Annotated in this window: 19 protein-coding genes; 8 read left to right on the forward strand and 11 right to left on the reverse strand. The window is 61.8% G+C overall.

The annotated features are described in order from the left end of the window. Positions 1-56: 56 nt before the first annotated feature. Complete coding sequence (locus AC3WLX_RS09360; protein ID WP_492335610.1) at positions 57-2354, reverse strand: FdhF/YdeP family oxidoreductase; 2298 nt, start codon at positions 2352-2354, stop codon at positions 57-59. Positions 2355-2613: 259 nt separating this feature from the next. Between AC3WLX_RS09360 and AC3WLX_RS09365 the strand changes: the two genes are divergently transcribed. Further along, positions 2614-3858, forward strand: a complete 1245-nt coding sequence (locus AC3WLX_RS09365; protein ID WP_492335611.1) for an oxalate decarboxylase family bicupin — start codon at positions 2614-2616, stop codon at positions 3856-3858. Between the two features lie 259 nt (positions 3859-4117). Here AC3WLX_RS09365 and cydB read toward each other — a convergent pair whose 3' ends face one another. The 7 genes from cydB to AC3WLX_RS09400 form a co-directional block, all read right to left on the reverse strand. Continuing rightward, positions 4118-5104, reverse strand: coding sequence for a cytochrome d ubiquinol oxidase subunit II (gene cydB, locus AC3WLX_RS09370; RefSeq protein ID WP_492335612.1), 987 nt, complete (start codon positions 5102-5104; stop codon positions 4118-4120). A gap of 2 nt (positions 5105-5106) precedes the next feature. Then, on the reverse strand, positions 5107-6519 hold the full coding sequence (locus AC3WLX_RS09375; RefSeq protein WP_492335613.1) for a cytochrome ubiquinol oxidase subunit I: 1413 nt from the start codon (positions 6517-6519) through the stop codon (positions 5107-5109). 119 nt (positions 6520-6638) lie between these two features. After that, positions 6639-7313, reverse strand: a complete 675-nt coding sequence (locus tag AC3WLX_RS09380) for a YoaK family protein (RefSeq protein WP_492335614.1) — start codon at positions 7311-7313, stop codon at positions 6639-6641. Positions 7314-7329: 16 nt separating this feature from the next. Beyond that, complete coding sequence (gene fdhD / locus AC3WLX_RS09385; protein ID WP_492335615.1) at positions 7330-8172, reverse strand: formate dehydrogenase accessory sulfurtransferase FdhD; 843 nt, start codon at positions 8170-8172, stop codon at positions 7330-7332. A gap of 213 nt (positions 8173-8385) precedes the next feature. Beyond that, positions 8386-8892, reverse strand: coding sequence for a Dps family protein (locus AC3WLX_RS09390; RefSeq protein WP_291618109.1), 507 nt, complete (start codon positions 8890-8892; stop codon positions 8386-8388). Positions 8893-8965: 73 nt separating this feature from the next. Then, entirely contained in the window at positions 8966-9211 is a 246-nt protein-coding gene (locus AC3WLX_RS09395) for a hypothetical protein (RefSeq protein WP_291618023.1), read from the reverse strand. Beyond that, positions 9208-10041, reverse strand: coding sequence for a helix-turn-helix domain-containing protein (locus tag AC3WLX_RS09400; RefSeq protein WP_492335616.1), 834 nt, complete (start codon positions 10039-10041; stop codon positions 9208-9210). Before AC3WLX_RS09400 ends, AC3WLX_RS09395 begins: the two co-directional genes overlap by 4 nt. Positions 10042-10369: 328 nt before the next feature. Here AC3WLX_RS09400 and AC3WLX_RS09405 point away from each other — a divergent pair, with 328 nt between their 5' ends. From AC3WLX_RS09405 to AC3WLX_RS09420, 4 genes are all read left to right on the forward strand, one after another. Continuing rightward, a complete protein-coding gene (locus AC3WLX_RS09405; protein WP_492335617.1) occupies positions 10370-12244 on the forward strand; it encodes a PAS domain-containing sensor histidine kinase in 1875 nt (624 codons plus the stop codon). Beyond that, positions 12241-12918 (forward strand): response regulator transcription factor, encoded by a 678-nt coding sequence (locus AC3WLX_RS09410; protein ID WP_492335618.1) that lies wholly within the window; start codon positions 12241-12243, stop codon positions 12916-12918. The genes AC3WLX_RS09405 and AC3WLX_RS09410 overlap by 4 nt, the downstream gene beginning before the upstream one ends. A gap of 100 nt (positions 12919-13018) precedes the next feature. Beyond that, positions 13019-13396, forward strand: a complete 378-nt coding sequence (locus AC3WLX_RS09415) for a response regulator transcription factor (RefSeq protein ID WP_492335619.1) — start codon at positions 13019-13021, stop codon at positions 13394-13396. 158 nt (positions 13397-13554) lie between these two features. Beyond that, positions 13555-13986, forward strand: coding sequence for an FUSC family protein (locus tag AC3WLX_RS09420; RefSeq protein WP_492335620.1), 432 nt, complete (start codon positions 13555-13557; stop codon positions 13984-13986). A 536-nt stretch (positions 13987-14522) separates the two neighbouring features. Here AC3WLX_RS09420 and AC3WLX_RS09425 read toward each other — a convergent pair. Next, entirely contained in the window at positions 14523-15233 is a 711-nt protein-coding gene (locus tag AC3WLX_RS09425; protein ID WP_492335621.1) for a PRC-barrel domain-containing protein, read from the reverse strand. Positions 15234-15892: 659 nt separating this feature from the next. Beyond that, a complete protein-coding gene (locus AC3WLX_RS09430; RefSeq protein WP_492335622.1) occupies positions 15893-16471 on the reverse strand; it encodes an SH3 domain-containing protein in 579 nt (192 codons plus the stop codon). A 174-nt stretch (positions 16472-16645) separates the two neighbouring features. Here AC3WLX_RS09430 and AC3WLX_RS09435 point away from each other — a divergent pair, with 174 nt between their 5' ends. The 3 genes from AC3WLX_RS09435 (at position 16646) to AC3WLX_RS09445 (ending at position 21363) form a co-directional block, all read left to right on the forward strand. Next, positions 16646-18025, forward strand: coding sequence for a hypothetical protein (locus tag AC3WLX_RS09435; protein WP_492335623.1), 1380 nt, complete (start codon positions 16646-16648; stop codon positions 18023-18025). A gap of 215 nt (positions 18026-18240) precedes the next feature. Beyond that, on the forward strand, positions 18241-19014 hold the full coding sequence (locus AC3WLX_RS09440) for a lytic transglycosylase domain-containing protein (RefSeq protein ID WP_492335624.1): 774 nt from the start codon (positions 18241-18243) through the stop codon (positions 19012-19014). A 1932-nt stretch (positions 19015-20946) separates the two neighbouring features. Next, entirely contained in the window at positions 20947-21363 is a 417-nt protein-coding gene (locus AC3WLX_RS09445; protein ID WP_291618042.1) for a four-helix bundle copper-binding protein, read from the forward strand. Between the two features lie 203 nt (positions 21364-21566). Here AC3WLX_RS09445 and AC3WLX_RS09450 read toward each other — a convergent pair whose 3' ends face one another. Next, positions 21567-22814, reverse strand: coding sequence for a cation:proton antiporter (locus AC3WLX_RS09450; RefSeq protein WP_492335625.1), 1248 nt, complete (start codon positions 22812-22814; stop codon positions 21567-21569). Between the last annotated feature and the right edge of the window lie 359 nt (positions 22815-23173).

The raw sequence follows: 23173 nt of genomic DNA on the forward strand, positions 1-23173 counted from the left end.
AGCGGCAAGAGTGGTGATAACGCGTCGTTTCATGGACTTTCCTTCCTGGCGGGCGCCTATTCGGCGCCCGGTCGTGCAGCGGAGCGAACGACCCGGACCGGAACGCCCTTGTAGGATGGCGTAAAGCTCATGGGATCTCGGGCATAAAGCGGCACCAGCGGATTGGTCTCGGGGTAGTAGGCCGCGCAGCAGCCGGCCGGGAACGCGTACCGGACAACACGAAAATTGCGCACGACCCGCTCGACACCATCGATCGATTCCGTGATCAAATCGACACGGTCGCCGTCTTCCAGGCCACGCTTCTTCATCTCGTATTCGTTGAGGAACACGACATCGCGCTGGCCGAATACACCGCGATATCGGTCGGACATTGAATAAAGGGTGGTGTTGTACTGGTCGTGGCTGCGGATCGTGCTGAGCCACAGCGAATTTTCGTCGCATTGTAGTGGGTCTTCACCGACCCCCTCAAAGACGAGAAAATTGGCCTTGCCCGACGGAGTAGCCCAGATGCGCTCCCGCGCTGTCGATGTGAGATGGAAGCCGCCGGGAACGCGAATGCGTGCATTGTAGCCCTGGAAGATCGGAAACACCGCCTCGATCGCGTCGCGGATCAGGTCGTAGTTCCCGACAAACGCGTCCCATTCGACGACCGTGCGGTCAACGAACGTGGCCTTGGCGACGCCCGCGACAATCGCGACCTCGCTCAGCAAGTGCTCGGAAGCCGGCTTGTTGCGGCCGCTGGAAGCGTGCACCATCGACATCGAATCTTCCACGGTGATCGACTGCGGACCGCCGGCCTGGATATCGATCTCGGTGCGACCAAGGCAAGGCAGGATCAATGCGTTCTTGCCGTGGACGAGATGACTTCGGTTCAATTTCGTGGAGACGTGAACGGTGAGGTCGAGATTTCGCAGCGCCTTGCGCGTCAGCTGCCAGTCGGGAATGGCGGCAGCGAAATTGCCCCCCATCGCGAAGAAGACCTTCACGTCCCCTCGGATCATCGCTTCCAGGCCGGTGACGACATTGTGCCCGGGCGCCGCGGGCGGCTTGAAGCCGAAGCGGCGCTCGAGCCGGGCCAGGAATTCCGCCGTCGGAACTTCGGTGATGCCAACGGTCCGATCACCCTGCACGTTGGAATGGCCGCGAACCGGACAGACGCCGGCGCCCTCGCGGCCGACATTGCCGCGCAACAGCGCCAGATTGGCCATCTGCTGCACATTGTGCGCGCCCCGCTCGTGCTGGGTGACGCCCATGCCGTAGACGATGATGGTGCGCTGCGCCTGCATGTAGGCCTTGGCGGCATATTCGAGATCCTCACGGGTGAGGCCGGACTGGCGCTCGATGTCAGGCCATTGCGTGCGCTTGAGATCGTCAATCAGAGCGTTGACGCCGGCGGTGTGCCCGCGAATGAAATCCCAATCCAGGATGGCCGGCTGCTCGGCAGCGCGCGCAGCCTCGTCCGTCTCGACGAGGATCTTCATGATCCCCTTGATCGCGGCGACGTCGCCACCGACACGCACCTGAAAGAGTTTTGAACTGATGTTCGTGAATCCCAGTCTCATCATCTCGATCGGACTGGACGGATTCTGGAACCGCTCCAATGCGCGTTCGCGGAATGGATTGAAGGAGATGATGGAGGCGCCGCGGCGCGCAGCGTTGCGCAAGCTCGTCATCATGCGCGGGCTGTTGGTGCCGGGATTTTGCCCGAAGATAAAGATGCAATCGGCCTTGTCGAAATCCTCCAGGAGCACGGTGCCCTTGCCGACGCCGATCGATTGCGGCAGGCCGACGCTGGTCGCCTCGTGGCACATGTTCGAGCAGTCGGGGAAATTGTTGGTGCCGTATTCCCGCACGAAGACCTGATAGAGGAAGGCCGCCTCGTTCGAGGTCCGTCCGGAGGTGTAGAAATCCGCCATGTTCGGGTCCCGCAGCGCCTTGAGATGGCGGCCGATGATGTCGAAGGCCTCGTTCCACGGCACCGGCAGATAGCGGTCGGAGGCTGCGTCATACGCCATCGGATGGGTGAGTCGACCGGTCATTTCCAGCTCATAGTCGCTCCAGCTCTCCAGCTCGGCGACGGTGTGCCCGGCAAAGAATTCCGGCGTGCATCTTTTGGCGGTCACCTCCCATGCGATCGCCTTGCCCCCGTTCTCACAAAACTCGAAGGAGGAGGTGTGCTTCGGGTCCGGCCAGGCGCAGCCGGGACAATCGAACCCCTGCGGCTGGTTCATCCGCGCCAGTGTCGCCGCGCCTTTGATGGGAACGTCCTGCACCAGCAGGGCTTTGGTCAGCGCCTTGAGCGCACCCCATCCGCCGGCAGGCTGACGGTAGGGGCGAACGGATTTCGTGGACATTGACTATCTCTTCGGTGGGAGGAACTCCGGTAACTAAGGAGCCTCGCGCCTCCGGCGTCTTTTCAAATCGAACTTTGGCTTTCTCGATTGCACAGGTCGTGCCTGCTGCTGCCGCGTCGCCCACCGAAGCCCGCAGTGCATTCCGGCAAAAGCGGCGCCGTTCGCGGAAGCTGGCCTGGCCCGGCCGGCCTAGTTTCGCTGCGTCGAGCCCTGTCGCAACGAGCACGGCTCGTTTTGAAGCATTACAGGAGCAACCAAGATGTTTTCACGACGCGACATGCTCGCAATGTCGGCGGCCGGCGCTGCCATGGTCGGCTCCGCGCACGCGGCGACCTTCGGCAATCCGGACCAGCCGGCGCAGGGCGCGATCAACGCCAAGACCCCGAGCAGCCTGACCGATCCCGGTCCGCAGAACCCGGCGCTGGCCAACCAGTTTCCCGACGTGCAGTCGCCGCCGCCAACCGATGTCGGCGGTCTGCCGTTGAACTGGGCGTCGTTCAACACGGCGTCGAGGCGCATCCAGAACGGCGGCTGGGCTCGCCAGGTCACCGCCGCCGATTTCGCGATCTCCAAGGAGATTTCCGGCGTCAACATGCGCCTGTCCGCCGGCGGCATCCGGGAGCTGCATTGGCATCAGGCGGCCGAGTGGGCGATCATGACCTATGGCACGTGCCGTATTACCGTCCTCGACACGCAAGGACGCCCCTATATCGCCGACGTCAACGCCGGCGATCTCTGGTATTTTCCACCGGGCGCTCCGCATTCCCTGCAGGGATTGGGGCCGGACGGCTGCGAATTCGTGATCTGCTTCGACGACGGCCACGCCAGCGAATTCAACACGCTGCTGGTGACGGACTGGCTTGCCCATACGCCGCCGGAAGTGCTGGCCAAGAACTTCGGCGTGCCCGCCGAAACCTTCGCCAAGATTCCGCTGCAGGATCTCTGGATCTTCCAGGGCGCGGTGCCCGGCGACCTCGCTTCGGATCGCGCAGCTGTGGCCAGGAAAGCCGAGGCGCCGCCCTATCCGTTCGTCTATCCGCTGGCGGCTTCGGCCCCTCTCAAGGTAAGTGCGGGCGGCACCATCCGGGTCGCCGACAGCACCAACTTCAAGGTGGCCACAAATGTTGCCTCGGCGCTGGTTACCGTGCCGCCCGGCGGCGTCAGGGAGATGCACTGGCATCCGAACGCGGACGAGTGGCAGTACTACATCAAGGGCAAGGCCCGCATGACCGTGTTCAATACGGGCCCCAACGCGCTGACGACAAACTTCGCCGCCGGTGACATCGGTTATGTCCCGCGCAACCTCGGACATTATGTCGAGAACATCGGCGACACCGAGCTGCAGTTCGTCGGGGTGTTCCGCGCCCCCCGCTACGAGGAAGTATCGCTCTCGAACTGGCTGACGCACACGCCGCCCGCCCTGGTCGCGCAGCACTTCAACGTGGATGAATCGGTGATTGCCCGCTGGCCTAACAATAGCCCAGGCGTGATGCCCAAATCCTGAACTGAACAAGTCTCGACAAAGGGGCGCCGGCAACGGCGCCCCTTTCGCGTTCGGCCACGCATTCAGAAGTCTTCGACTGCGGCAAACGAAAGACGGTCTTCCGGCGCTGCCATCGCGTCATTTTTCGGCTGGCCCGGCGATCAAATGACGGATGTTGGCCTCGACGCTCCAAGAGTTCGAAGGCATCCCATCTTCCCATCAGCTAAGGATGGCAACGCGTCCGCGCGACGGAGCGGCCCCTTCGATCCCCAAGCCAGCCTCAGTAATGTTCCGATGCGGAGTAGAACTTGCCCTTGAACACGCGGAAGCCCGTGGCGGTGTACAGCAGCAAGAGCGGGAACACGAACAGTCCCTCGCCCCAAAACATGAAGGCGAGGCTGGAATGCGGCGCGGCGGCCTGATCGATCGTAATCGCGAACGGCACCATATAGGGCCAGAACGACAGTGCGAGCGTGCCGAATGCCGCGGCAAAGATCAGTGAGACCATGTGGAACGGCCAATAATCGTCATGCCGCAGGATGCTCGATGCCAGCACGCAGGCCGCTGCGGCGCCTATCCCGGGGAAGACAAAGAGATACGGACGATCGATCCAACGATGCAGGATCGGCAGATGATCCAGCAGCGCAAAGCTGAACACGGCGACGAGGAACATCAGTACACCGACCGCGAGCACCGGAATCTGCCGGCGTGCCACGTCCCGAACCGCGCCAACCCGCTTGCGCACCAGCCAACAAGCGCCCAGCAATGCATAGCCGAGACAGAGACCGAGACCGCACAGCACGGAGAACGGGCTGAACCAACCGAACGTGCCGCCGGCATAGTCGCCGTCGACCATCGGCAAGCCCTGCACAAGCGACCCCACCATCACGCCCTGCATGAAGCTCGCAACCAGCGAGCCGCCCCCGAAGGCGACAGTCCATATCCCGCGTGAACGCCTCGACTTGCTGCGGAACTCGAAGGCGACGCCGCGCAGGATCAATCCAAGCAGCATGAAGATCACGGGGATGTAGAAGGCCGAGAGCACCGTGGCGTAAACGATCGGAAACGCGCCCCACAGGATCACGCCGGTCACGACCAGCCAGGTCTCGTTGCCGTCCCAGAACGGAGCGATCGCCCCCAACATGGCCCGCCGCCGCGGCTCGCTATTGGGGAAAAAGGACAGTATCCCGACGCCGAGGTCGAAGCCGTCGAGCAAAAGGTAGATCAGGATGCTGATCGCCAGCAATGCGACCCAGAACATGATCATGATCATTCTCCTGCGTTTGCGAATTGACGATCGGAGACCGCTTCGGTATCGGCCAGCGCCATCGGCCGGTTCGGCGCGGCGGTTCCAGGCAACGCGGCGAACGGGCCGCCGGGCCCGGCTCGCAGCAGCCGATAGATGAAATAGATGCCGAACGAGAAGATGAAGGTGTAGACTGCGGCGAACAGGATCAGCGTGGTCGCCGCCGCATGCGCCGTCAGAAAAGGCGTCATGGCTTTGGCGGTACGCAATACACCATAGACCACCCATGGCTGCCGCCCGATTTCGGCCGTGTACCAACCAGCCAGCGTCGCGATGAACGGCAGCGGAAAGCTGAGGAAGATACCCCAGAGCAGCCAACGCGCCTGCGCAAGGCGGTTGTGATGGACCAGCCAGGAGCCGAACCAGGCCAAGCCGAGCATGATCAGGCCACAGCCGACCATGAGACGGAATGTCAGGAAGGGAATCAGCACCGGCGGCCGATCTTCGGGCGGGAAGGACGTCAGCCCGACTTCCTTCGAGGTGGTGCTCATGCTGGCGATGATGCTGCCGAGAACCGGGATCTTCAGTTCGTAGCGGTTCGACTCTGTCGCCTCGTCGGGAAGCGCGAAGATGACTTCACTGGCAGGCTGCTCGTCATGCCAACGCGCCTCGATCGCGGCGAATTTCGCGGGTTGATGCTGATGGACGTAGTCGCCGACCAGATGCCCGAACAGGAGCTGCACGGGAAGCAACACGGCCGCAAGAAACAAGCCCATCCGAAGCATGACGCGAGCCTCGGATGGGTAGATGTTTCGCAAGACGTACCAGGCTCCGGTCGCCGCGACGCAGAAAGCGCTGGTGAGATAGGCCGCCAGCAGCATGTGCACGAAGCGCACCATCGCGACCTCGTTGAAGATGATCTTCAGCCAGTCGACCGGGACGAACATACCGTTCTGCTCGATATAGCCGACCGGCACCTGCATCCAGCTGTTGTTGATCATGATCCAGAACGCTGACAGCGTCGTGCCCAGGGCCACCATAGCCGCCGAGAACAGGTAGAAGCCCGGACGTGCGCGGTTTCGGCCGAACACCAGGATGCCGAAGAAGCTCGCCTCGAGCATGAAGGCGGTGAATGTCTCGTAGGAGAGCAGCGGCCCCTGGATCGGGCCGGACATCTTCGAAAGTACGCTCCAATTGGTGCCGAACTGGAAGCCCATCACCACGCCCGAGACCACGCCCAGGCCGAAGGCGATGCCGAAGATCTTCAGCCAGAAATCGAAGAGCGTGCGATAGACCTGCTTGCCGGTCCGCAGCCGCAGCGCTTCCAGCACCGTCAGCCAGGCGGCCAGACCGATCGTGAATGCTGGAAAGATGATGTGAAACGAGATCGTGAATCCGAACTGGATTCGCGACAAAAGCAATGCCGTGGCATCCATCAGAAGTTCTCCCCCGGTCCCGTAGCCTGACTTTCGATGTTCACTCGACGCTAATCACGCGCGCCGAAGCGCGCTTCCGGAATGGAACGGAGCTTTGCGAGTCCGCATGGCGGAGCGCGCTAACGGAGGTGGGCTCGACAGCAGAACCAGAGAGCCGATGCCAGCAATGCAAGTGGGACAACGAGGCCGATCGCACCGAGACGGGCCGTCACGAAGCCGCCGGCGACAGCACCGAGAAGAAACATCAGACAGACCGTGAGCATCGTCCTCGCGCCGCGAGCAGCCTCCCGATCAGCCGGCGGCGTCAACTGATCAATGGCACGAAGGAAATTCCCGGTCACCGTAACGGACATGTACTTCCAATGCCCGACCTGCCGGAAACTGGCTGTCTGGAGTGCGACACCAAACGACATCCCGACGATCGCAAGCGGCCCCGGCAGGCGGTGCAGCAGCATCAACAGCATCACGGCGGCAAGCGCTGCTATCTCGCCGGCGAGACAAAGCAAAGGGGCCTTGGCACGGCTGGCGACCGCAGCGCCAACGAAAAAGGCGAGGATCGGCGGGACATGCTTTGCCGCTTCGTGCCAGTGGGCGAGCGCGGCGTTCATCCCGAGAAGCACAACGTTCCCGGTCTGCGAATTGGCGAACACGCCGCCCAGCGAGAGCCAGCTGAAGGCGTCAAGGAAGCCGCCCGACATGGTCAGGAGACAGGCGACGGCGAGCGACTGCTCGGGAACATCAGCGTTTGCCGACGTCGTGGCAGCCAGTTGCGCGGATGCAGCTTCCATCGCCATCGTCGACTTCCGTTGATCAGCTCGCGCGCTGCAATGCGTCGGCTGGCCAGATGACGCGGTGCGGATGGGTGAAGACTCCGAACCCGTCTTCGCGGGCGATCGCGAGCAGCGTAATCCCGGCTTCCTCGGCGGTGCGGATCGCGAGCGTCGTCGGCGCCGATACGGCGATGATCATGGGAGCGCCTATCATCGCCACCTTCTGCACCATTTCGACGGAGACGCGGCTGGTCAGCAGCACGGCGCCCTCCGTGGCCGGCAACCCAGAGCCCACGATCGCTCCGGCGAGCTTATCGAGCGCGTTGTGCCTGCCGACATCCTCCCGCACCGGACCGATGCCGGAGGACGGCTGCCAGAATGCCGCCGCGTGCATCGACTTCGTCTTCAAATTCATGGTCTGGAGCGGCGCCAGCGACTGCATGGCAGCCAGCAGGTCTTCTGCTCCGAACGTCGTCCGGCTGGTGACAAGCGGCGCGGGCCGCCTTGCCTGTTCGAGACTTTCGATCCCGCAAAGACCACAGCCGACCGGACCGCTCAGGGCGCGGCGGCGCCCCGTCAACGCAGCTGCGCGATCGCCGCTCAACCAGATGCGCACCTCGAGTCCAAGATCGTCCGGGATGAGCTCGACACTCTCGATATCCTCGGCGTGCCGTACGATCCCCTCGGTGAGAGTGAAGCCGACGCCGAAATCTTCGAGATCGGCGGGTGTTGCCATCATCACGGCGTGAGTCGATCCGTTGTAGCTCAGCGCGACAGCGGTCTCTTCAGCCACGAGTCGTGATGTCGATGCCGCTTGGCCGCGGCGCCAGGCGATCTCATCGTGTCGCGTGAGTGCCGGTCTCGCAGCTGCTGCCTGCGTCATGGTCTGAAGTCCTTTCGATGATCTCCCCGCGATCTGACGGCTTACGGCCGCAGATCTTGCGGGATGACCGCGGCCGGTGACGCAGCCGAAGTGGATGATTCGGATCAAGAACGAACGCGAGCGGGGACGACAATGACGTTAGCCGCCCCGCTCTGCCATATGCAGGTCCGAATGACCGCCCCTCGAGGCGGACGATCATGCTGGACGGGTCGGTCAGGTTCGAGCGTGCGGGCCAACTCGGCCGGATTCATACAGGAACCAGACGCGCCGTTCGGCCTCGTCGATCCAGTTCTCCAGAAGGCTGGCGGTGGCAACGTCCTCATACTCATCGCAGAGTTCATGGACCCGGCGCATCTCCCGGATGAGCTGCTGGTTATCGCTGCGCAGCTCCGCGAGCATATCCTGGGGATCGACATAATCGGCATCATTGTCGAGAATGCGCTGCTCGCGCGCGATTTCGCCGATCGAGCGCACTGCCATCCCTCCGATCTTGCGGGCGCGCTCGGCCACCTCGTCCGTCATGGCGAAGATCTGCTCGGACTGCTCATCGAGCAGAAGATGGTAATCGCGGAAGTGCGGTCCCGACATATGCCAATGGAAATTCTTGGTCTTGAGATAAAGCGCGAAAACGTCAGCGAGTAGAGCTCTGAGAGAAGCCGGGATATCGCGATTGGCACCACTCTTCAGATCGGTCGGGCTCTGCAGATCTGCTTTGGTCATTTGCTGTCCTTTCTTCACATAATGCGGATGGTCTAGCGCTGTCCGCGGCACCGGTCTTTCCGATTGCCACGGGCTATCGGCCGAAGGCACGCTGCATCACTTGAACGCTGGCGTCCCTCGGCACGAGATTTTCCAGAAGGCTCATGCCAGCCGTCCTGCAGAAGATCATCGCGATCCGGCCGCAAACAATACTGGCGACGACGCCGGAGGATGCGGATCGGTAAGAACTGCCGAGGGCGTGAATGACCTCGAGCATCGTTGCGACATCATCGTGCCGGAACAGCATCAGACTCCAGCTTTGAAGGCCAAGATCGGTCATGACGCGCTCACCCGCGGCGAGGGTAGCGGCGTGACCTGCGCGAGCCATGCGCTTCTCCATTGATAAGGCGTATCGCCCGCGAAGCGCTTGAACACGGTGGTGAAGTGAGCCTGGGTCTGGAAACCGACAGTCAGAGCGATTTCCACGAGCGGGATGTCGGTGTGCTTGAGCAGTTCCTCGGCACGCTCGATCCGGCGCTTCAGAAGGTATTCATGGGGACGCATTCCCATGGCTGCGCGGAACTGCGCAGCGAAATGCATCCGGCTGAGACCGGCAACCGCAGCGAGATCCTGCAAGGTGATCTTTGCGGAGAGGTTCTCGTCAACGTACTGGGCGACCCGCTTGAGGCGCCATTTTTGCAGCGACCTGACATTGCGGCCGGAGGGGGTTTCAACGGCCGGCGGGGTGGCGTCGGCCTGCCGGCTGAATTGCCGGGTCAGAATGGCGAGGCGCAATGCATCGGCGTAGATGGCCGAATTCGGATCGTCGGAGATTTGGGTCGCCGCCAGCGCGTCCGAGAGACGCTCCATCACGAAGTCCTCGGAGTTTCTGGAGCTAGGCGTCACCTCCGTCACGGCTGGCCCACGGTCGAGGCGCGCGGCCGACACCTTGAAGTTGGTGCCGCCGTTTTCCGCCGGGCCCTCTTTCTCGGTCGAAACGGCCAGGGCGACATCGAGGTGTTCGAGAGAGATCGTGACCCCGTCACCGGCGGCACGAGCGGGAAGTCTCGAGTGCAGAAGCCCGCGACGGTCGGTTGCCAGGGCGGCGGCCGGGCTCATATCGAGAATCTTGTCGTTGATGGACTGCACCGGTATTAGCTGCGGGGACATCGTCGGTTCTCCTTGCCCTTTGCGATCCGGCTGCCGATCGGCCTGTCCGGGTGCTCTGACGGGAAAGGTACGCGAGCTGTTCGATTGCTCCATTCTACGCGCGGTTAGCGCCCTAGATTGTCGGTTTGGCCGCTTCATACCTAGGTATGATCGCTTCGAGGTGCGGTATGATATGTAGTGGCTACCAGGTGACCGGCACGACATTCCGCGGGACCACGAAGGGGCTCTTTCAGACCGCTGCCGAGGGGGACTTTGGCGACATCAATTCGACTCGTGTGATAACGATATCCGAAATGGGAACGCTCAATCATCGGCGACGGTTCTGTCCATGAGCCGCTTTGGTCTGCGGTTCTTTTCCGCTCTCCTCGCCTTTGCCGTTTTTCTGGTCGACGTCCTCACTCCGCTCGAGGGCGCTGTGGCCGTTCTGTATGTCGTGGCGATCCTGCTGGCGGCGAAGACGACACATCGCGAAGATATCCTCGTCGCGGCAACCTGCTGTGCCATCCTCACCATAGCCGCCTATGTGCTGTCGCATGGTTTGAGCTCGATTAGCTCGCCCGCGCTGCGCGCGGCCGTCAGCCTCGCTGCGATCGCCATTACGACGATGCTCGCATTGCAGAACCAGGCGGCAACGATGCGCCTCGCGGCGCAGGCCCGCCTGCTTGATCTCTCGCACGACATGATCTTCGTCCGGGATCGGCGCGGAATCATCTCATTCTGGAACCGCTGCGCGGAGGAAACCTACGGATGGTCCGCCGACGAAGCTATCGGTCGGGTGGCAGACGAACTTCTGCAAACCGCCTATTCGGAACCCCGGAATGCCATCGAAAAGATCCTGATCGAGAGCGGTCGCTGGGAGGGTGCGGTCAAGCAGCGCACACGAGACGGCGTGCTCCTCGACATTGAAGCACGATGGGCCTTGCAATACGACCATCTCGGCAAGCCGCTCGACGTCCTCGAGACCCTCACCGACGTCACCGATCGCGAGCAAGCTCATGCGGCACTGGTCCAAAGCGAGCGACGCTACCGGCGAATGTTCGATGCGAGCCGCATCGGCATCGTTGAAGAAGACTGGACCGGGGTCCGCGCGGCGCTTCGGGACGTGACCGTTGAAGCGGATATCGATGGATATCTGAGAAAGAATCCCGACTTCGTCCGCAAAGCAAGGTCGCTCGCCAGGATAAAGGACGTCAATCCGGCGCTGCAGAAGATGGTGGGCGCCACGGATCGCTCCGCCCTTCTCGCCAGCGTCAACGATCTCATGAGCGAGAGCGAACGCACTTTCCTCGGTGCCCTTGTAGCCTTTGCCCACGGCGAGCCCTTCTACGAAGGCGAGACGGAACTGGTCGCACTCGACGGGCGAAGAATCCCGGTCCTATTCACGATTACCTTTCCGACCGAGCCCGAGGGTGACGGCAATGTCCTTGCATTCGTCGTCGACATCACCGAACGCAAGCGCTCGCAAAATGCGCTGTTGGCCGCTCAGGCCGAGCTCGCTCACGCATCGCGCGTTGCCACCATCGGCGAACTCACCGCCTCGATCGCTCATGAGGTGAACCAGCCCCTGGCGGCCATCGTGACCAGCGGCGAGGCCGGCCTGCGATGGTTGCGGCGAGATGTACCGCAACTGGACGAGGTCGCGTCCGTCATCGGAAGAATCGTGAACGAGGGCCGCCGGGCGAGCGAAATCGTCACCCGCATCAGGGCGTTCCTGAAGAAGAAGCCCGCAGAGCAAGACATGCTGGGAATTGCCGAGATCGTCTCGGAGGCAGCGACGCTGGTCGAGCGCGAATTGTCGAAGGAAGATGTTTCGTTGAACATCGAAGTCAGGCCGGATCTGCCCCAGATCCGCGGCGACCGGATTCAACTGCAGCAAGTGCTGGTCAATCTCCTGATCAACGCCGCCCAGGCTATGGCGCAACGGAGCGGACCCCGAATCGTCACGCTACGTGCAGAGCTTGCCGAAAGCGGAGACCTCCTGGTGTCGGTCAAGGACACCGGCCCAGGTATCGAAGCCGCTGACGTGCCGCGACTTTTTGAGCCATTCTTCACGACGAAGCAGGACGGAATGGGCATGGGACTTGCGATTTGCCAGACGACGGTGGAAGGTCACGGCGGCCGATTAACGGTAGAGAGCGTCCCGGGCGCTGGCGCCACATTTCGCCTTACGATGCCCGTCGCGCAACGACAGACGAAGCCATGACACGACTGATCAGCAAAGGACCCGGCGTGGCCAGCTCAGCGCAGAGCCCGGTTGTGATGATAGTCGATGATGACGCGGCCATTCGCGCCTCGCTCGACAGCCTCTTCCGGTCCATCGGCCTCGAGACCCGCCTCTTCAGCTCACCCAGCGAACTCCTCGGGGGGGCGTTGCCAGACGGCCCAGCGTGCATCGTCCTGGACATTCGGCTGCCCGGGGTGAGCGGCCTCGATCTCCAGGGCCAGTTGACGAGACAGGGGATCGAATTCCCCATCGTCTTCATGACGGGCCACGGGGACATTCCCATGTCCGTCCGCGCGATGAAGGCCGGCGCTGTGGACTTCCTGTCGAAGCCGTTTCGCGACCAGGACATGCTTGATGCCGTGACCTTGGCACTTGAACGTGACACGCAGCGCCGGACCCAGTCTGCGGCCCTGGACGATCTTCGTGCCCAATACGAAACGCTTACGTCCCGCGAACGCGAGGTAATGGGTTACGTGACCGCTGGCTTGATGAACAAGCAGGTGGCTGGCCTGATGGAACTTAGCGAGATCACGGTGAAGATCCACCGGGGCAACGTCATGCGCAAGATGGGGGTTCGCTCGCTTGCCGATCTCGTCCGGAAGGCCGAGGCCCTTGGAGTCTCCCAAACCCGGGGTAATACGGAGCAAACTTGAGTATAGTTTTGGCGAGACGTGCTCAGGTCCATAGTAAGCCACCAGCCGCTCTCCGGAGACAGACCGTCCCCGCTCGACATGGCGGTTCAGGACGGAGCTGATGGCAAATATCCCTGTTATCGCAATCGTGGACGACGACGAGGCCGTGCGCACGTCGCTGGCGAGCCTCGTCCGCTCTATCGGCTACGAGGCCTCGACCTATGAGTCCGCCATCGATTTCCTGAATCGGCAAAGCGAAGATCCGTCATGCATGATCGTCGACGTCCAGATGCCGGTGATGACGGGCGATGAACTGCAGGCGAGGCTGGTCGAGGCTGGCCGGCGGTTTCCGATCATCTTCATGACCGCCTTTCCCACCGATGCGGTCCGTCAGCGCGTGTTGGCCGCGGGCGCCCATTGCTGTCTCAGCAAGCCGACCGGCGGCGACGAGATCATTCGCTGCCTCGAAGAGGCGATGGCAGGCCACGCGGCCCAATAGCCTGCCTCCCGGCTCGCCGGCCTCACATTGCGCGACGTGCGTTCCTGCAAGCCGACTGATGGACCGGAAATACGGGTCCGACGAGAGCTTCATAGTGCACCCATTCGACAGATCGGCGGGGCTGCAGCTCAGCTCGGCCGCCATGGGGCGACGCAACGATGCAAGCGAAGGCCGTCAATGCGATCGAAGCGCGCCCGCAACTCCTCGCCGGAGTTTCCGCGAACTCCTGGGCTTTCGCCATTCGTGCCTGGCTGACTTGTCTCCTGGCCCTCTACGCCAGCTTCTGGCTGCAGTTGGAGGTGCCCTCGTCAGCCGCAATCACAGTCGCAATCCTCGCCTTGCCGACGCGCGGCCAAGGCCTGGAGAAGGCCGGCTTCCGGCTGTTCGCGACGGCGATCGGCGTCGCCGCGTCGATCGGTATATCGCCGGATTTCTTCTCACAGACCGACGGGCTTCTCATGGCGGTGCTCGGCGTTTGGGTTGGCCTCTGCGTCTGTGGCGCCGCGCTCGTGATTGGCGTCCTTGCGGTCGTTCATCAACGACGTCCTGGCTGCGCCCGACTATCACCCGGTGATGACGAGCCGTCTTGAAGCGTTGCGGCGCCAGATCATGAACTACGCCGCGATCGCTGTCTTTGCGAGATCGATCCAGGTCGGAGCCACACGTGCATATAATTCGCGCGTGGCTTCTATCGACATGGGCCCTTCCTCGATCCCGAACATCTCGAGGCGCCTGGCCCGGCTCGAAGGTTTGGCGAAGGATCCTACCAACCCCGCTCGCAGCCCGGCTGGTCCACGAGATCGTGACTGAACCGGAGAATAGATTTCAGACGAGCCAGCTCAGATCTCGATGCTGGCAGCGAGCGCCACGATCGATCCGACCACCATCTTAATGGCAGACCCTGCCACCTCGCCTCGCGCGCCAGTGGAGCATGCACCTTCGAGAAATCGCCAGCCTTACCCTCACCTCTTGCCACGTCCTTTTGGAGTACTCTGATGCAGCCACGCCCCAAGTGCAGGCTTCAGAGAGGGAGGACTTTTGCCGCGCCGAAACGGGGCTACATGAGTTCGCTCTTGTACCAAGCGCCTCCGTATCGCCGAAGATAGCCACGCGGATGCTTGGCTGCTCACGAGTCCTGAAATTCCTTCAAGTCGAGCCGCAAACCTGCTTTGTTGGCTTGGTCTGCCGTGACGTACGGCAGGCCGTAATAGCTCAGCTTCGGGCTCCAACGTCCGGTTTGGCCCGGGTAAGGGAAGGCATAGGTCCCTCCGCCCGCGGCCGCTTCGCGGGATATCACGACGGCAGCGAGCTTTCCGCCGCGGTCGAAGACGAGATCGGAGACATAGCCGTAGCCCTGTCCTGCCTGCAGCCGCGCGTAGTCTCCGATGACTTTTGAGATCAAGAACTCGTGAGGCTCGGCCTGTGCGGTACCAGGCTCGGTGAAGAGGCCGTATTCTCGCGACCTCAAATCGGAAAAGTCGGCCACGATAGCGCCTTGGTGAAGCGGACGCAGTACGCGCTCAAACGGAATTCGGGAGATAAACTCCGGCTCATTCTTGGTCCGAAGGCCTTCGACCAGCAAGTAAACAATCTGCCCGTCGTCTGCCATGGTCACGTTTCGGACGGCTCCCAGATACTCACCTTTCAGGGAGAACACTGGACTTCCGAGCAGGCGGGACGCTCGATACCCGTCGTACACCGTGTTGGCGAACTGCGAATGCGCCGGCTGCTCCGCCGCAGTTGATGTTGCCGTCTCTGCCCGTGCGGGGCCAGACAGAAGGGAGCTTGAGATTGTACCGATGAGAATCAGAAGAGGAATCCTGCTCTTTGCTTGCATTCCAGCGCTCCTGCGATCCAGCGTCACCGTACGTTAATCGCTCAGGGCGCTCGAAGTTCTAGGTGCTCTTAGCGAATGGTTCGCTGCCGTGCCAAAGAACGGTCCAGCGACTAACTTCGTACCCAGTCATCATCTCAGCTCCGGCCGATCCAGGTGGTTTGGGCCCCGTCAGGTTTCTCCTGACGATAGTTCACCTTCAGCCCGACTGGGACCGGACGGCGCACGATGCGGCCCCGAGATAACGCAGCAGCGAGATGGGCTGCCGCGTGTAGCAGCCCATCGAGGCGATATTTACCGACAAACACGCACGCGAGTGACGACGCGGCGGCCGTGAGGGCCGCGTTTGACGACGGTGCGCAGCTTGCACACTTTCCGGGAATGATATCGATGGTGATGGTGATAGTGGCGTTGATACTGCGCTTGCACCAGGTCGGACGCTGCCGCCGGAGCAATCGGACTCGCCGGCGCCGCATTGGCTGGAACCGAGAGTGTGCCGAGCGCGAGCAGGACGGCAATAGCGAGACCATGAGCGAGTTTATTCATGAAGTTCCCTTACAAGATGCCCCCATCGTCAGTGTTGCGTCAGCCGGTGAATACGAGATGAACGATACCGTCTTGCAGACTGCGTTGCGCCGATCAGTCGCACGATCTGCAGCGCGTCAGAACTTTTCGCCGGGATACACGCCCCACAATCTCGTCTGCCGAACGTAGCCTGCGGAAGTGTCTGCTCGAACGTAACACCACACGCCGGTACAGGTATCCACCATCACGAGGACGCGCGGCTCGACGACGGCGTTGACGGCCGAATTCGGCTTTGAGCGGTTTCGAAGACGGACCGACTTCGCTGCAGACCAAGGAGCAACCAACGCGGTCCTCCGGCCGGACAGCAATGCGCCCAGCATCCAACCCTCCTCACCATCGGCGTCGCGAATGCGCCGCCAATTTCCGTACTCTGCGAGTACCTCCACGGGAAGATGGCGGCGAACGAAGGTCCATCGCAGCGGATAGCCGATGCCGGGTCCTGCGCGAACGTTGGCAGGCTTGCTCTTCACGGAGGCGAAGCGGGGAATCGGAAGGCCGCTCCGTTCGACATGCCCGGAACCGGACGCCGAGCCGAACGGGCTACCGAGCAGGATCGATAAGACGCTCCCTGCTGCGATGATCGACCTCTGCGATGGCCGCCGCTTTGATATGTTCCAATTCTGCGACTCTGATCGTTCCAATGCCTTCAAGGCCAAACCTTCTCCCGATGATCGTGCGACACCGCGCGGTGAGCGAGCGGATGGTTGCGAGGCCAATCTCTTCAAAGCTCTTCGACGCCGGTGCGCGACATCTGCATAACCCGGTGGATACCAGATTTGCGCTCGAGATTTGTACGGTAGAGAACCAAGCGCGAGATGGAGTCGAAAACGATGCTCGCCACATGCACCGTAGTTAACCATCTCTCCGGGCTCGCCAAGTTTCTGCCGTCGTTCACCGTTGCACTCGATCGTTTCGGCTCCTCACCTCCCGGGAAGACCTCCATGCCGCCGATGTCGCGCAGTCGTATCACTCATATTTCGCTGCTTGTCCGCATGATGCTGCTGGCTGCCGGTTCGGTCGTTCTCTTCGACACCGAAGCGCACGGAAAGACGCCGCCGGCGGCGTTCCACTCCAGCTCTCGTGCCTGCAGCTCAGAGCGCGTGCTGCTCGCGCAGACCACCCCGTCGCCAATGAAACGAAGCCGGTCTTTGCCGCATCAGAGCGCCCCGACCTCCGATGCTCCCGATACGATCGGCCGTTTACCGTCGTCGGGGAAGGCGGCACTCTCCTTGCCGCCTGCTGCGACCTCTCGGAACCAGTCTCCCGATTTGCGCTTCGCTCAACAGCCGACGCGGGCGTCCACAGGGGTCGACGACTTGAAAGAGACCATCGGTCTTGCCCGTCGCGGGAAGACGGAGATGGCGACGGCACGCAGTGGTAGAATTCGTGACCGTGCAAGCCGTAAACTGGCGGAGTGGGTGATTCTGCGTTCGGACGACGATGCGATCGACTTCCAACGCTACGCGTCATTCATTCGCGCCAATCCGTCTTGGCCCGGCCTCGATCGTTTCCGCCGACGCGCAGAAGCCAGGCTGTGGTTCGAGCCGCACGGGGCCGAAACCGTGCTCATGTTCTTCTCCGAGCGTAAACCGTTGGGGCCGCTGGGCAAGCTCGCGCTCGCACGAGCATCGTCGGAGCGCGGCGATCAGGCCGCGGCCCGACAATACGTCCAATCCGCCTGGCGCAATGGCAGCCTCTCCGCGCAGTCAGAGGTGCAAGTGCTGGCGCGGTTCGGGCACCTGCTCACAGCGTCCGATCACAGGGCTCGCATGGAATCTCGCCTGTACGCGGACGACATCACGGGGGCGCTGCGTGCGGCGAGCCGCCTCACGGCAAACGACCGAGGAATCGTGAAGGCGCGGGCAGCCGTCATCCAGAATGCCGGCGCCAGCGGCGCCTTGCTCGACGCAGTAGCGCCGACAGCGCGCATTGAGCCCGCTTACCTCTTCACGCGCATCCAGTGGCTTCGCCGCAAGGACCGCATTGCGGAGGCCGCTCAACTTATGCTTTCGGCGAGACTTCGAGCATCCGTTTCCGACAATGCCGACGTCTGGTGGGTCGAGCGCCGCATCCTGGTGCGTCGATTACTCGATGACGGCAAGGCGCAGATCGCCTACCGAATTGCGCGCGACGCCGCTTCTCCTTCCAGGGAGAGTCTCTCCGTGTCGACCAGACGTTCACGGCGGGGTGGATCGCGCTGCGATTTCTGAATGACCCCCATCTGGCCATACGGCATTTCGCGCGAATCGCGAGGACGACGACTCATCCCACCTCGCTCGCACGCGCGGCGTACTGGCTGGGACGAGCTGCAGAGGCGGGCGGTGATCTGGAGAAAGCGCGCGGCCATTATGCCGCCGCATCGAGACGCGCCGCGACGTATTACGGGCAACTGGCAAACGCCCGATTAGGACGTCGCGACGTTTCATTGCCTCGACCGCCAAGCCTCGGTCCAGCAGAGCGCGCAAGCCTTTCCAGAAGCGATCTCGTTCGCGCAGTCGAACTGCTCTACGCGACTGGCAACAGCGATCTGGCGATCCCGTTCGTCGCCGACCTTGGCCGTACGGCCGACATCGGACTGCTGACGATCATCGCCGAACGCCTCGCTAAGAGGCGGGATGCGCGCGCGACCCTCGCGGTCAGCAAGGGGGCGCTGGCGCGCGGCTTTGCGCTGGATCGGTATGCGTTTCCCAATTTCGGCCTGCCCTACCCCGCCTCCATCGGCCCGAAGCCAGCTGCAAGTCTCGTCTACGCCGTGGCGCGGGCGGAAAGCGCTTTCGACAAGGGCGCGCAATCGACGGCAAAAGCGTCGGGATTGATGCAGGTGACGCCCGCAGCAGGCCAAACGATCGCCCGCCGGCTGGGTATCGCATTTGAGCCCGGGCGGCTGCGAAGCGATCCAGCCTACAACATACAACTCGGATCCGCCGAGCTCGCAGATCTTCTCAAGACATATGATGGGAACCACGTCCTCGTTCTGGTCGGCTACAACGCAGGCCGTGGGCGCGTCAAACAATGGATCGCACGCTACGGCGATCCCCGAGATCCGAGCGTGGACGTCATCGACTGGGTCGAGCGTATCCCGTTCACCGAGACGCGCATTTACGTGCAACGCGTGATGGAGAATCTTCAGGCCTATCGGTCACGCTTCGACGAACGCGCGACTCCTGGCATCGAGGCGGACATGCGGGGCGGTCCCTAGGGGGATCGTCTCACCGGCTCGTAGAGAGCGATCCGCCCCGCTTTACCATCCGGGGTCATTCCAGGAAGTGTCGCATTCTGCCTTTGGGGAAGAAAGTTGCCGCGCACGCGGCTAACCCTGGCTCTGAGGATCTCTGCCGGTTTCATCGGAAGGACAGCGATAGGTGCGATCGCTCTCTTCACGCCCTGGTTGAGACCCTCCCGTCTTTCTGAGCTCTCGCTCCAGGGCGCGCTTAAACCTGAGCTCCTGACGCTCTACAAGCAAGTAAGCGCCCATGAACGTCACAGCAACGAAGATGGCAAGTGAGCTGCCGCTGGATGTTGTGAATCGTGCAATGAAGAGCCAAGCTGCCAGGCCGGTTAGAGTTCCTACAAAAGATGCAGGGAGTAGAGGCCGCCCCACCTCCCGCAGGGCGGCCTGCAAGGCTTTCATGCGGAAGTTGCGGTCGATCGGCTGAGAATACTGGCGCATTGACCACCTTCTGAGCTCAACGCTGCGGCTCCAAAACGGGCCCGCGGCCACTGCCTTCGGTCGGCGAACATTTCCATGCTTGATTCTGCCACATTGGAGAGACTGGACAATCCACGAATGTCTTTGCGAACGAGCGGATGTACGGTCACGTACCAACTTCCAGAGGCAGCTTGCCGATCCACAGCGGCATCGGAGCGCCCCACGACGAACGATTGCCTCTAAACTTCGAAAGTCTTCAGCTGGGCTGATGCATGACGCTTTTTTGGAATGCTCTCAAGGCGCATCTAGTTGCCGCGCAGCAAGGCTCTTTCGGGGGTATAGCACCTCCGTTTTCGTGCGGCAGCGTACCGACTAAATTGAAGTTCGCGCGTTTGGTCCGATTGCTTGGCTTGAGACGGGGTGGCTTTTATGAGCAAATGGGACGCGGTCTAGAAAATAAGAGACGCACGATCGCCGAGAGGGAGGCCGGCCTTCAACGAGGGCCGGCCAACTGTTTTGGTCGGCTGTGAAATGTCCCGGGTCTGGGGCCGAGCCTCGATCAGCGTAACGCTAGGCTGATGAACCTCGCGGCTGCGGCGACATCGCCCGTGCGCAAGCCTCATTTCGCTGCATGCACAATTTTCATGAAAACTCGTGTGGGCACGTCGGAGAAGCCCCACGCGGCAGATCGAAGACGTCGCCGGCGCGACGTTAAGGGCTGGCGGGCTCCGATGCCCGACAAAGTCTGTACACTGCCGTACATCTCGTATCCCGACCTCCCTAACCCTGGAAACCAAGGTAGCGGGCTTTGGTTGACCGCATTCTGAAGGTGACAGGAGCCAGACATGCGTCAAATCACACTCGCTCTTTCTCTCACGGGGCTGATAGCCATTTCGCCTGCCGGCATTCAGGCTGCACCCTTGACAGCGCTCTCGGCGGCGGCGAACTCTGCTGAGCAGAGGTCGGTCGTGCGTGATGGTCTCACACGGGTTCACTGGCGTGGCGGTTGGGGCATCGGCGCCGGATTGGCGACGGGCGCATTGATCGGCTCAGCGATTGCCACTCCTCATTACTATGCGGGGTACAGGCCTCTCTACGGGTACCGCTATCCATACGGTTATGGCGGTTACTATCCGGCGTACAGCTACACACCTTATTGGGGTGGCTACGGCTGGGGACCGCAACCCTATGCTTGGGGCCCACGCCCCTGGCGCTACAGCTACGGCTGGTCCGCACCGAGGCCGTGGGGCTATGGAGTCCGGCGTGCGCACCCGTGGCGACACAGCTACGGGTGGGCGCCACGACATCACCGGAATCATCATGGAGTGATCCGCGCGCACCATCGGTGGTGATGGGCCGCCCTCACGAAGTGCCCGGCGCGATCGGGCGTAGCCGCGCCGGGCAGCGGGGGTTTAGCTGCCAACCTCCGCAGAACTAGAAACCATTCCTGCGCCCGCCGATTGGAAAGGCCGGCAGGGAACGATGGAGAGTTCAATGCAAGCCCAAGCAATGATCAGCACGCATCCGCAGGTTCGCGGAAATACAAACGACGCTCTCATTCGCTGCATCGAGGAGTGCTACTCCTGCGCACAGACATGCACGTCCTGTGCGGACGCGTGTCTCGGGGAAGACAAGGTACAATCCCTAACCCAATGCATCCGGCTGAATATGGACTGCGCCGACATCTGCAACATCACCGGGAGGATCGCCACCCGCCGAACCGGGTCGGACGAGGAGATGATCCGCAGAATGCTCGATGCCTGCGCCGCGGCGTGCCGGCTCTGCGCCGAGGAATGCGAAAAACACGCTGAGATGCACGAACATTGCAGGATCTGCGCCGACGCGTGCCGCCGGTGCATGAGCGCTTGCGAAGAAGCGCGGCCCAGCCTCGCACATTAGATGAGCCTCGCGTTCGCCAGCAACGTCATGGTACGCTGATAGCGACCCGGGGCGATATCCCGATCATTGTTATCGTGCTATTTCTAACGCTTTCGCTGCCGTCGAACTTGGCGGTGGCGGCCGCGGCAATGGCCCAGGATTTCTCTGGGCGCAAACACCCGCGACCTCTGTACGATTGAAGCGGGACCTGCTTGTCGGGGCGTTTATCGGACCGTGCGTTTCGTAACCCAGCCCAGGGTCGATCCTTGGACAATGATGCTGAACAAAACGACAGCATAGGTCGAGGCGAGAATGGCGGCTTTCGCCGGGCCATCCGGCAGTGACAAGGCAAGTGCAACAGAAATCCCGCCACGAACACCGGCCCACGTCAAAAAGGGCGCGTTGCGCATTGAGAGAAGCCGCGTCCATCCGAACAGGAAAGGCTGCACTGCAACCGAAACGAAGCGAGCGAAAAGAACGATTGGCACAGTCGATGCCGCAAGACCGAAGCTGCGAAGATCAAAGCGCAGGATCAGCGTCTCCAGCCCAATTAGTAAGAACAGGACTGAATTGAGAATTTCGTCAATGAGCGTCCAGAGTGCGAAAAGATAACTTTGTGTCTGCTCACTCATCGCATAGCGCGGTCCTCGATCCCCGATGAGGAGGCCTGCCGCCACCATGGACAGCGGCCCACTGACGTGCAAGTGGAGCGCAATCGCATAGGTTCCGGTGACAAGAGCGAGCGAGATCAATACTTCGATCGCGTAGTCATCGATGAGCCGCATCGCGCGATACGCGACATAACCCGTCAGCAAGCCCAGCACGATCCCACCACCAGCTTCGCGGATGAGCAATTCGGCGACCTCCGTGCTCGAAACATGCGCGCCTCCCTCGGAGCTCGCAAATCGAAGCAAGATCGTGAACAGGACGATGCCGACGCCGTCGTTAAACAGTGCTTCGCCTTCAGTTTCGATCTTGAGTTCGCTCGGTACGTTAGTGTTGCGAAGTGTGCTCAGGACGGCGACGGGATCTGTCGGGCTGATCAAGGCGCCGAAGACGAGGGCCCAGGGCAGCGACATGGGTATTTCCATGAGGCTGCAGATGCACCAAAACAGAAGGCCAACGGTCGCCGTTGAAATCGCAGTTCCGAATACGGCCAAAATGAACACAGGAGCGGCGCGGCTCCTCAGGGTCTCCAGATCCACATGCAGTGCGCCGGCGAACAGAAGAAACGCGAGCATCCCGTTCACAACGATCTCTGCGAAATCGATCTGGCGGAGACCCTCCGAAAGCCGTTCGAGAAGATGAACGGTGGGAATTGCCGCGTCCAAGCCTATGAGAAACAGCGACGCCGTGACGCTTATCACCAGAAGTCCCACGCTGCGAGACAAAGGCAGGAATTTGTGATTGAGCCAGCCAAATACCGCGGACAGCGTCAAGAGAACGGCCGCAATATCCATGAGCGAAAGCACAGCCGAACTCCACTTTCAGTGGCTGGACGTCTGACGTTGCCGCGTCCATGAAGGCAAGCGTCTGCGGCCAAGACCCTGGCACAATTGATAGTGGCCTTTCACTCCCCGGTCCATTCGGGAGATGAAAGAGTTCAGATAGGGTGCGAGGTCGCGATTTGCCCTCGTGTCGGCGCGACCCGTACAGAGACGACCAACCTCTGCGTAAATTCAGTGAGGACGAATCAGTCCAGGGGCCGCTTAACCCTGGTCGTTTGAGGCTTACCGCCGAACGTACTTCCAGATGATCGTCGGGCCGCGACTTCCAGCGCCGCGAGGCCGAGCGCGGAGAGCGCCGCGACGAAGACGAGTAGTAGCAGACT

The organism is Bradyrhizobium sp. FW305-F6 (genome assembly GCF_058782905.1).

Coding starts and splice junctions, on each gene's coding strand:
- AC3WLX_RS09435 (WP_492335623.1), top strand. CDS start 16,646: ATGCTCGCCACATGCACCGTAGTTAACCATCTCTCCGGGCTCGCCAAG.
- AC3WLX_RS09425 (WP_492335621.1), bottom strand. CDS start 15,233: ATGCAAGCAAAGAGCAGGATTCCTCTTCTGATTCTCATCGGTACAATC.
- fdhD (WP_492335615.1), bottom strand. CDS start 8,172: ATGACGCAGGCAGCAGCTGCGAGACCGGCACTCACGCGACACGATGAG.
- AC3WLX_RS09390 (WP_291618109.1), bottom strand. CDS start 8,892: ATGACCAAAGCAGATCTGCAGAGCCCGACCGATCTGAAGAGTGGTGCC.
- AC3WLX_RS09375 (WP_492335613.1), bottom strand. CDS start 6,519: ATGGATGCCACGGCATTGCTTTTGTCGCGAATCCAGTTCGGATTCACG.
- AC3WLX_RS09380 (WP_492335614.1), bottom strand. CDS start 7,313: ATGGCGATGGAAGCTGCATCCGCGCAACTGGCTGCCACGACGTCGGCA.
- AC3WLX_RS09365 (WP_492335611.1), top strand. CDS start 2,614: ATGTTTTCACGACGCGACATGCTCGCAATGTCGGCGGCCGGCGCTGCC.
- AC3WLX_RS09400 (WP_492335616.1), bottom strand. CDS start 10,041: ATGTCCCCGCAGCTAATACCGGTGCAGTCCATCAACGACAAGATTCTC.
- AC3WLX_RS09405 (WP_492335617.1), top strand. CDS start 10,370: ATGAGCCGCTTTGGTCTGCGGTTCTTTTCCGCTCTCCTCGCCTTTGCC.
- AC3WLX_RS09445 (WP_291618042.1), top strand. CDS start 20,947: ATGGAGAGTTCAATGCAAGCCCAAGCAATGATCAGCACGCATCCGCAG.
- AC3WLX_RS09420 (WP_492335620.1), top strand. CDS start 13,555: ATGCAAGCGAAGGCCGTCAATGCGATCGAAGCGCGCCCGCAACTCCTC.
- AC3WLX_RS09415 (WP_492335619.1), top strand. CDS start 13,019: ATGGCAAATATCCCTGTTATCGCAATCGTGGACGACGACGAGGCCGTG.
- AC3WLX_RS09360 (WP_492335610.1), bottom strand. CDS start 2,354: ATGTCCACGAAATCCGTTCGCCCCTACCGTCAGCCTGCCGGCGGATGG.
- AC3WLX_RS09410 (WP_492335618.1), top strand. CDS start 12,241: ATGACACGACTGATCAGCAAAGGACCCGGCGTGGCCAGCTCAGCGCAG.
- AC3WLX_RS09395 (WP_291618023.1), bottom strand. CDS start 9,211: ATGACCGATCTTGGCCTTCAAAGCTGGAGTCTGATGCTGTTCCGGCAC.
- cydB (WP_492335612.1), bottom strand. CDS start 5,104: ATGATCATGTTCTGGGTCGCATTGCTGGCGATCAGCATCCTGATCTAC.